The sequence below is a fragment of the Ensifer sp. ENS11 genome, assembly GCF_014851895.1.
Lineage (GTDB): Bacteria > Pseudomonadota > Alphaproteobacteria > Rhizobiales > Rhizobiaceae > Ensifer > Ensifer canadensis.
In genome coordinates this window covers 1-7,833 of sequence record NZ_JACVAN010000042.1, presented here as the reverse complement: position 1 = coordinate 7,833, position 7,833 = coordinate 1, and the positions used below count along the sequence as shown (strand labels likewise).

The following is a 7,833-nucleotide window of genomic DNA, read 5'->3' as shown; positions in this document are numbered from 1 at the left end:
TCAAAATGAACGCCTTTTGGGCGTCCGAAAAATTAGATGCTTTCATCACTTCCGCTCCTGTTCCCAGCCGGGAATCTAGCGCGGAAAACTCCAATCAAAAACGGTCCAGTTTTTGGGGATCAGAGCATTTTTTGAACCGCCCCAGGTTTCTGGACCAGCGGAGGGTAGAGTTTTCCGGCCTATTTCCTGGCTCTGTCAGGCGGCGAAAGTCCGATGCGTGGCGCCGCGGAAATGCACTTCGAGCGCGGCGATTGCCCCTTGCACATCCTGCCGCTCCAGACAGGCAATAACCTCCAGGTGTTCTTCAATCGTGTCGATCAACTGCCCCCTATAAGCGGCGCGTTGATGGACACGGCGGGCCATGCCCAAATTCTCCTGAATGCGGGCATGGGTCTCTAAAATGGCGCGATTGCCCAGCGCCTCCACAATGTCGCGATGCATTTTTCGGTCGAGCGCCACCATCTGGCTTTGCACCGCCTCGAATGGACCATGGCCGATCAGCGCTGCGCGACAGTCCTCGTGGCGGGTCCTCATACTGACCAGCCACGCCTCGGTCACCATGTCGCCAAAAGCGCGGAGGGCGTAGGTCTCGATCATGATGCGAAACTGGAAGTTCTCCCGGATGAAGGCAACCTCGGGATAAACAATCTGGATCCCGGTGCGCGGTTTGATCTCGACCAGCCCAAATTCCTCAAGCAAGACCAGCGTTTCGCGCAGCGGCGACAATGACATGCCGAGCAACTCGCACAGCTCGTTCTGCGTCAAAACCATGCCAGCCTTGAGGGTTCCATTCTGCAGAGCCTCGCGGAATTTTCGATAGCCCTCATGATTATGTCGGTCGTCGTCGGTCATCGTCCGTATCCGGTTATTTTCCAATTCATCGCTAGCACGACACCACCCGAAGGCGAAAGCGCAAGGCTCCGGATGAGGGCAAGCAGCCCTTGTGATATCGGAATGACGCCATCTAGGAGATCTCATCTATAATAAATTGAGACCCTAATCTTGACAAGAGATATCAATTCTCGTTTTAAATATGTCAGATCGTGGTTGAGGTAGATTATGAAGATAACGGCGTTCACTGCGTGGCTGGTTGAGGTTGATCCCGGGCCAAAATTCATCTGGCGCAATGGCTTGCCCGGTTCGCACGGCGATATTCCACGTGGCACTCGCCCCACCAAGGCCGTGCTGCGAATGGATACCGATGTCGGGCATTTCGGTGCCATCGAGATTGGTCGTGGCGACGCGCTGCTGGATCTAGTGCGCCGTCGGTACCACACGTTCATCGGTGAAAACCCGTTGATGACTGAGCGGATGTGGGCGCTCATGTGGGAGATCGATCGCATCGAAGAGGTGCATCTGCGCTCGCTTGGCCTGCTCGACATGTTGTGCTGGGATGTGAAGTCGCAGATCGCGGGAATGCCGATCCATCAGATGTTGGGTGGCGACAGCACCAAGGTGCCGGCCTACGCATCTACCGTTACCTGGCCAACGCTCGAAGAGTATGAGCGCAACATCAAACTGTGCATGGATGTCGGCTTTAACGCTTTCAAGCTGCACGCCTGGGGCGACGTAAAACGCGACATCGAGTTGTCACAGGCACTCCGCAAATGGACCGGGCCGGACGCGGATCTAATGTTCGACGGCTCTGCCGGCTGGGACTATGTCGATGCGCTCGAAGTGGGTCTGGCGCTGCAGGATCAAGGGTTCCTTTGGTATGAGGAGCCGATGCGCGAGTTCTATCTCGGCGCCTACACCAAGCTTTGTGACAAGCTGACGATGCCGGTGCTGGCTGCCGAAACTTCGGATGGCGTGCATTGGAATATGGCGAGTTGGATCGAGGCTGGGGCGCTCGACATGACCCGCACATCCTCCCTCTACAAAGGAGGGTTCACCGGCGCGCTGAAAATTGCGCACTTGGCGGAGAGCTTTGGTATGCGGGCCCAGGTCCATGGCATGGGTCTCGAGAATGCGCAGCTCTGCGCGGCGATCACGAATAACGACTATTACGAGCAGTTGGTGATGAATGAGGAGCAGATCAGGGGACTGACGACGCTCGGGCCGTTAGCCATCACCGACGGCTTCCTCAATGTCAGTACGGAGCCGGGTCTGGGTTACCACTATGATTGGGACGAACTCGATCGGACGGCCAAGGCCAAGGTTACCGTCGGCAAAGATCACAGCTAGGGAGTTGGGCAATGGGTGCGGTCGAGCTTCATGCGGTTTCGAAATCCTTTGGCGCCGTGGGTGTCATTAAGGACATTGATCTCACAGTGAATGAAGGAGAATTCGTCGCGTTTGTCGGGCCGTCCGGGTCGGGCAAGTCGACCTTGCTGCGCATGATCGCGGGCCTTGAGACTGTCAGCGACGGCGCCATCCTGATCGATGGCAAGGACGTAACTCATGCCGAGCCGGCTGAGCGCGGCATTGCAATGGTGTTCCAGTCGTATGCGCTCTATCCGCATATGAACGTCTACGAGAACATCGCGTTCAATCTGCGCCTGTCCCGCCTGTCCAAGTCGGAGATCGACAATCGCGTCCGCGAAGCAGCTGGCATCCTTAAGCTCGGCGAACTCCTGCACCGTTCGCCGGCGCAGCTTTCGGGCGGTCAACGGCAGCGCGTTGCCATTGGGCGGGCGATCGTCAGGCACCCCAAGGTGTTTCTGTTCGACGAGCCACTGTCCAACCTCGATGCGTCGCTGCGCAGTCAGATGCGGCTTGAGATCGAGCGCTTGCATCGTGAACTCGGTACCACCATGATTTACGTCACGCACGATCAGGTCGAGGCGATGACACTGGCCGACCGCATCGTGGCGCTCGACGGCGGCAAGATCCAGCAGGTCGGGGCGCCGATGGAGCTCTATTCCAAGCCGGCGAACCGGTTTGTCGCCAGCTTTATCGGTTCGCCAACGATGAACTTTCTTTCGGGCGAACTGGTCAACGAAGCGGGCGGTTCGGCCAAGATCCGGCTTACCGCCGGAGCAGATCTGGTGCTCGCACGAGACCTGGGCGCTGATCATTACGGGCCCGTCACTATCGGTGTGCGTCCCGAGGCGATCGAGGTCAGTCGGCCGGGCGAGCAATGCAATCGTGCCGACGTCGCAATTCCGAGCCGCATCGAAGTCATCGAGCGGCTCGGCAATGTGACCTTTGCCCATCTTGAACTCCGAGGTGGTGAAACTGCGGTGGTCCAGCTGCCTGGAAATTTTGCCATGGCCGAGGGCGAGGCCGTGTCGATTTCGTTCCCGGCGAGCGCGGCGATCACCTTGGGCCCTTCGGGAGCCGCGATCCCTATCAACTAGTCGATCAACGAAGGCCGTCAATCGGCGCGGGAGGAGAGGCAATGAAGAGCTTGAAGACGTCTATTACGGTCGGTCTGCTTGGCGGGTTGATGGCGATTTCGGTGGCCCCAGCCAACGCGGCGGATCCGGTCACACTGACCATCTGGTCCGACACCCCCCGCCTGGCTACCTTCGAGGCCTATGACAAGGCCCATGACGATGTGACGCTCAAAGTCGTCACCGTGGCGCCGAACGATCTGGTGGCCAAGCTGCAGCTCTCTATGCAGGCCAAGAGCGAGATCCCGGATGCGATCTTTATGGCTGACATTGGTTATACGGCCGCGCTGTCCAACCGGCGCACCGACTATTTGATGGACCTTACAGACATTGTGTCCAAGGATATCCAGGACCAGTTCTACTTGAATGGCAATTCGCCGTGCTGGGTGAATGGCAAGTTGCTTTGCCTGCGCAACGACCTGGCCCATATGATCGTGTGGTATGACACCAAACTGATGGGCGAGCTCGGAGCCTCGGTGCCCGCCACCTGGGAGGATTTCGAAAAGCTCGGCGCTGAACTTGGTCCAAAGGGATATGTGCTCGGCAGCGCCATCGAGCCCTATCCGCTCTTGAGCTATCTGGTCTCGGACGGCTGCGATATCGCCATGCCGGTCCAAGGCAAGCCCGATACCCTCAAGATCGACCTCACCACAGAAAAGTGCCAGAAGCCGGCGCGCATGGTTGACACGATGATTGCCAATGGCAGCCTCACCAAGGTTGGCCCGTTCGATCCAGCTTTCGTTGAACTCGCCAAGTCGCGCAAGGTGCCGCTGTTGGTCGGCCCTACGTGGTTCGGCGAATATGTGATCAAGCCGACTTATCTGCTGGCTGCCGGGCAGCTCTCGGTCGCTCTGCCGCTCAAGTGGGATGACCAGCAGCAGCCGCTGACCTGGAGCTGGGGCGGTGGTACTTATGGTGGCTGGAAGGGTACCGCACATCCGCACGAAGTCACCGATCTGTTGATCTGGGCGGCAACCGATATCGGCAACCAGACCAATGCGGTCACGCTACCGGCTCATCAGGCGTCGGCGATCGCCTGGGGCGCCAAGCTCAAGGCTGACTCGTACTACGCCGATGTCGGTGTGTTCGACACCGAAGTCGACGCCGCCAAGTACAGCCACCCAGGCTATGCCAGCCTTCGCTTCAACGTCACCGACGCGATCTCCAAGGTCCTCGGCCAGGCGATCGGTAGCGGTGCTACGGTAGTCGGCTCGATGCCGGCCCTGCAGCAGGAACTGACCAACGAAGCCAAGTTGAACGGCTATACGGTCGAGTGAGAGATCTGGCCGGGTGCCCTCCCGCGCCCGGCCAGTACCAAGGAGCAAGAAGTGTCCATCATCGACGAGCAGAGGTTCAAAGAGCGTGCCCGGCAGGGCCGTCGCCAGCGGCGGCGGGATGTCATCGCATCCTATTTGTTTCTGGCACCCTATCTGCTGCTGCTGCTCATGTTTGGCGTGTTGCCTATCGGCTACGCGTTCGGCTTGAGCTTTTTCGACACGTTTAAATGGGTTTTTTGGGGCATCGCCAACTACCAATTCGTCTTTGCAGATTTCCGTGTCCCGGAGGGCGCATTGAACGTTCTGACGTTTGCTGGCCTCTGGGTGACGCTGACCATCGTTGGCGTTTGCGTTCTGGCGCTGGCGATCGATACGGTCAGTCGATGCATCGGCAATGCGCTGCGCACGGTCTTTTTCCTTCCCGGCGCCGTGACGTCATCTGCCATAGTCGTCCTCTGGCTGTTTGTTCTCGATCCATCGGTCAGCCCGTTCCAACCACTACAGCACATGGCCGGCTGGATCACCCGCCAGGACGTCATCTCGGGCATGGGCTATGCTGGCGTCTTCGCGATGATGGCGTATTTCGCATCCTCGGGTGGTTGGATCGTCGTGATGGGCGGCGCTTTGTCGAGCCTTTCGCCAGAAGTGCTGGAGGCGGCGCGCGTCGATGGTGCCTCGCCGTTGCAGCTTGCCCTGCGCATCAAGCTGCCGATGATCTGGCGATCCGTCGCGCTTATGGCCATCCTGACCCTTGCGGCCGGTCTGCAGATCTTTGTCGAGCCGCAGCTTATGATGCTCGGCGGCGCGCAATACGGCCAGCCCGACTGGTCGCTCAACCAGCTTGCCTTCCAATATGCGTTTCGGATGGGCGACTTCGGCGCGTCGGCGGCGCTCAGTACGATGCTCGTTGCAACGTCGGTCGCCATCGCGATGGTCATCGTGTTCGTGACCAAATTCTACAAGATCGATTAGGAGGCGAGAAATGCCAGTTGCAGCTACCGTGCGGTTTTCCTTGGGGCGCTTTCTTATAGCAGCGATCCTCGTCTTCGCGGTCTGTTTCTATGGCATTCCGCTGCTTTGGCTGTTTGTGGCCAGCACTCGCTCAACGGCGTCGCTGTTTTCGGACCCGCCCTATGCGCTTGGGACCTGGAGCTCATTTGTCGAAACCTGGACGAACTTGACGACCTACAACAATTTCCAATTGGGGGTGTGGGCGCTCAACTCGTTGATCTATTCCGCGGGCGGCGTGGTGCTCTCGCTCATTGCCTGCGTGCCGGCCGGCTACGCGTTGGCCCTGGGCGAATTTCCGGGTCGGCGGCTGGTACTCATCCTGACGCTGATCGCGATGATCACGCCAAGTACCGCGGTCGTGTTGCCCATCTTTCTTGAGCTCAATCTGCTCGGCCTCAACAATAGCTATTCCGGGATGATCCTGGCCTCGGGATTCTTCCCGTTCGGCGTCTATCTGTCCTACATCTACTTTTCGACTTCGCTTCCCAAGGGCGTGCTCGACTCCGGTCGCGTCGATGGCGCCAATCGGTTCCAACTGTTTTCCCGGATCGCGCTACCGCTCGCGCGGCCGCTGTTGGCGCTCGTTGCGTTCTTCAGTTTCCTTGCCATTTGGAGCAACTACTTTTTGGCATTCGTTCTGCTATCGGACGATCGACTCTACAATCTGCCTGTCGGGCTTACAGCGCTGGTGAGCAGCTCGGGGGCGCTTAGCAACCTGCCATCCAATGACATTCCCATCAAAAAGCCAGAGGTCATTCTCGCAGCCGTTCTGGTCATCTTGCCCGTGCTGCTGATCTTTCTCGTGGCACAGCGTTTCGTCCGTTCCGGCATGCTGTCGGGAGCCGAAAAAGGATGACAATTGAGCTTGAGCCGAGGCCCCTGGGTAGCACGGGTCTGAAAGTCGCGCCGATTGGCCTTGGGGCCGCGCCAATTGGAAACATGATGGGGCAGGTGTCCGACGAGGTTGCCGGCGCCATCCTGGAGGCGGCTGCGGGACCAGACATTATCTTTGATACGGCGCCATTCTATGGAGCTGGACTGTCGGAACGTCGCCTTGGCCGCCCGAATTTTCATGGACCTCAGCTACGATGGCGTGATGCGCTCGTTCGAGGCCAGCTTGACGCGGCTCGGTCAGAATCAGATCGACATAGCGCACATTCACGACCCCGACGATCACTTCGACGAAGCCGTGCGCGGCGCGTTCCGAGCCTGAGAAACCTCAAGGAATCCGGTGCTATTCGCGCTATTTCGGCAGGAATGAATCAGTGGCAGATGCTGTCGCGGTTTATCGACGCCGCCGACTTTGATTGCTTTCTTCTGGCCGGCCGGTTCACCCTACTCGACCGCAGCGTAGCCGACTTTCTCAAGCAGTGCCATGCCCGTGGTGTCGGTTGGATCCTGGGAGGGGTATTTAATAGCGGCATTCTTGCGGACCCAAGCCCCGGCGCCTTGTTCGACTATCTGCCAGCCTCCGCCGAGGTGATGGCCCGGGCCCTCGCATTGGAGCGCCTTTGCCGTTCCGCCGGCGTGCAGCTCAAGGCGGCGGCGCTGCAGTTCCCGCTGCGACACCCGGCGGTCAGTGCCGTAGTTGTCGGGGTCAGCAGCGTCGCAGAGTGGCGGGAAAACTGGGCGCTTCTGCAACAACCTATTCCCGAAGATCTCTGGGCGCGGCTCGACTGACTGTCGCTGCGGCACTGTAAAGTTTTCGGCTTCGGGTCAAGGGATGAGGTGATGTCCGCGATCAGGCGGCCTGACGATGCGCGAACCTGCTCCACTTCTGTATGGCAGCTTCTCGCAGTTCGCGATTGTGGTGAGACGGATATCATGACGAAGGACGTGGAAGGGCACTGCGGCGTTCATCCGTTGATACGTCGGGACTCCGGGCCAAAAAGCCAGCGAGGCTTGTGACAGTAGCGCTTGCGAACAAGCTTGCTTGGATCATCTGGGCGGTCAAGAAAACCGGCGAAAATTTCCGCTTGGACAAATTCGCAAAAGCATAAGAGGAGGGGCAACGTAACAGGCGAGCGGCTTTGCCGACGGTTACTGAGCGAAAATTTCTATGCCGGTGGCCTGTGGCTTTGGTTGTCTTCTCTATTCGGCGTGGTGAGGTCAAGCACCTTCTGACTGTCCGTAGCTATGGTTGATTGATGTCTTCGCAGTATCGCGCTTCTCTCCGGGATCGGCCTGCGTGGCCCTCCCACTATGGGACC

8 protein-coding genes are annotated in these 7,833 nt (G+C 58.8%); 7 read left to right on the top strand and 1 reads right to left on the bottom strand.

The features are described from left to right. Positions 1-195: 195 nt before the first annotated feature. A complete protein-coding gene (locus IB264_RS34060; RefSeq protein WP_025429788.1) occupies positions 196-852 on the bottom strand; it encodes a GntR family transcriptional regulator in 657 nt (218 codons plus the stop codon). A gap of 207 nt (positions 853-1,059) precedes the next feature. Here IB264_RS34060 and IB264_RS34055 point away from each other — a divergent pair, with 207 nt between their 5' ends. The 7 genes from IB264_RS34055 (at position 1,060) to IB264_RS35020 (ending at position 7,303) form a co-directional block, all read left to right on the top strand. After that, positions 1,060-2,184: an enolase C-terminal domain-like protein gene (locus tag IB264_RS34055; protein ID WP_025429789.1), complete on the top strand. Its 1,125-nt coding sequence runs from the start codon at positions 1,060-1,062 to the stop codon at positions 2,182-2,184. Between the two features lie 11 nt (positions 2,185-2,195). Beyond that, the gene (locus tag IB264_RS34050; protein ID WP_025429790.1) at positions 2,196-3,299 is read left to right on the top strand and encodes an ABC transporter ATP-binding protein; all 1,104 of its coding nucleotides are present in this window, start codon (positions 2,196-2,198) and stop codon (positions 3,297-3,299) included. Positions 3,300-3,340: 41 nt separating this feature from the next. Then, a complete protein-coding gene (locus IB264_RS34045; RefSeq protein ID WP_025429791.1) occupies positions 3,341-4,612 on the top strand; it encodes an ABC transporter substrate-binding protein in 1,272 nt (423 codons plus the stop codon). 51 nt (positions 4,613-4,663) lie between these two features. After that, entirely contained in the window at positions 4,664-5,584 is a 921-nt protein-coding gene (locus IB264_RS34040; RefSeq protein ID WP_025429792.1) for a carbohydrate ABC transporter permease, read from the top strand. Positions 5,585-5,594: 10 nt separating this feature from the next. After that, the gene (locus tag IB264_RS34035) at positions 5,595-6,479 is read left to right on the top strand and encodes a carbohydrate ABC transporter permease (RefSeq protein WP_025429793.1); all 885 of its coding nucleotides are present in this window, start codon (positions 5,595-5,597) and stop codon (positions 6,477-6,479) included. A 216-nt stretch (positions 6,480-6,695) separates the two neighbouring features. Then, the gene (locus IB264_RS35025; RefSeq protein WP_244445447.1) at positions 6,696-6,836 is read left to right on the top strand and encodes a hypothetical protein; all 141 of its coding nucleotides are present in this window, start codon (positions 6,696-6,698) and stop codon (positions 6,834-6,836) included. A gap of 44 nt (positions 6,837-6,880) precedes the next feature. Continuing rightward, positions 6,881-7,303: an aldo/keto reductase gene (locus tag IB264_RS35020; RefSeq protein WP_244497422.1), complete on the top strand. Its 423-nt coding sequence runs from the start codon at positions 6,881-6,883 to the stop codon at positions 7,301-7,303. The last annotated feature ends 530 nt before the right edge of the window (positions 7,304-7,833 follow it).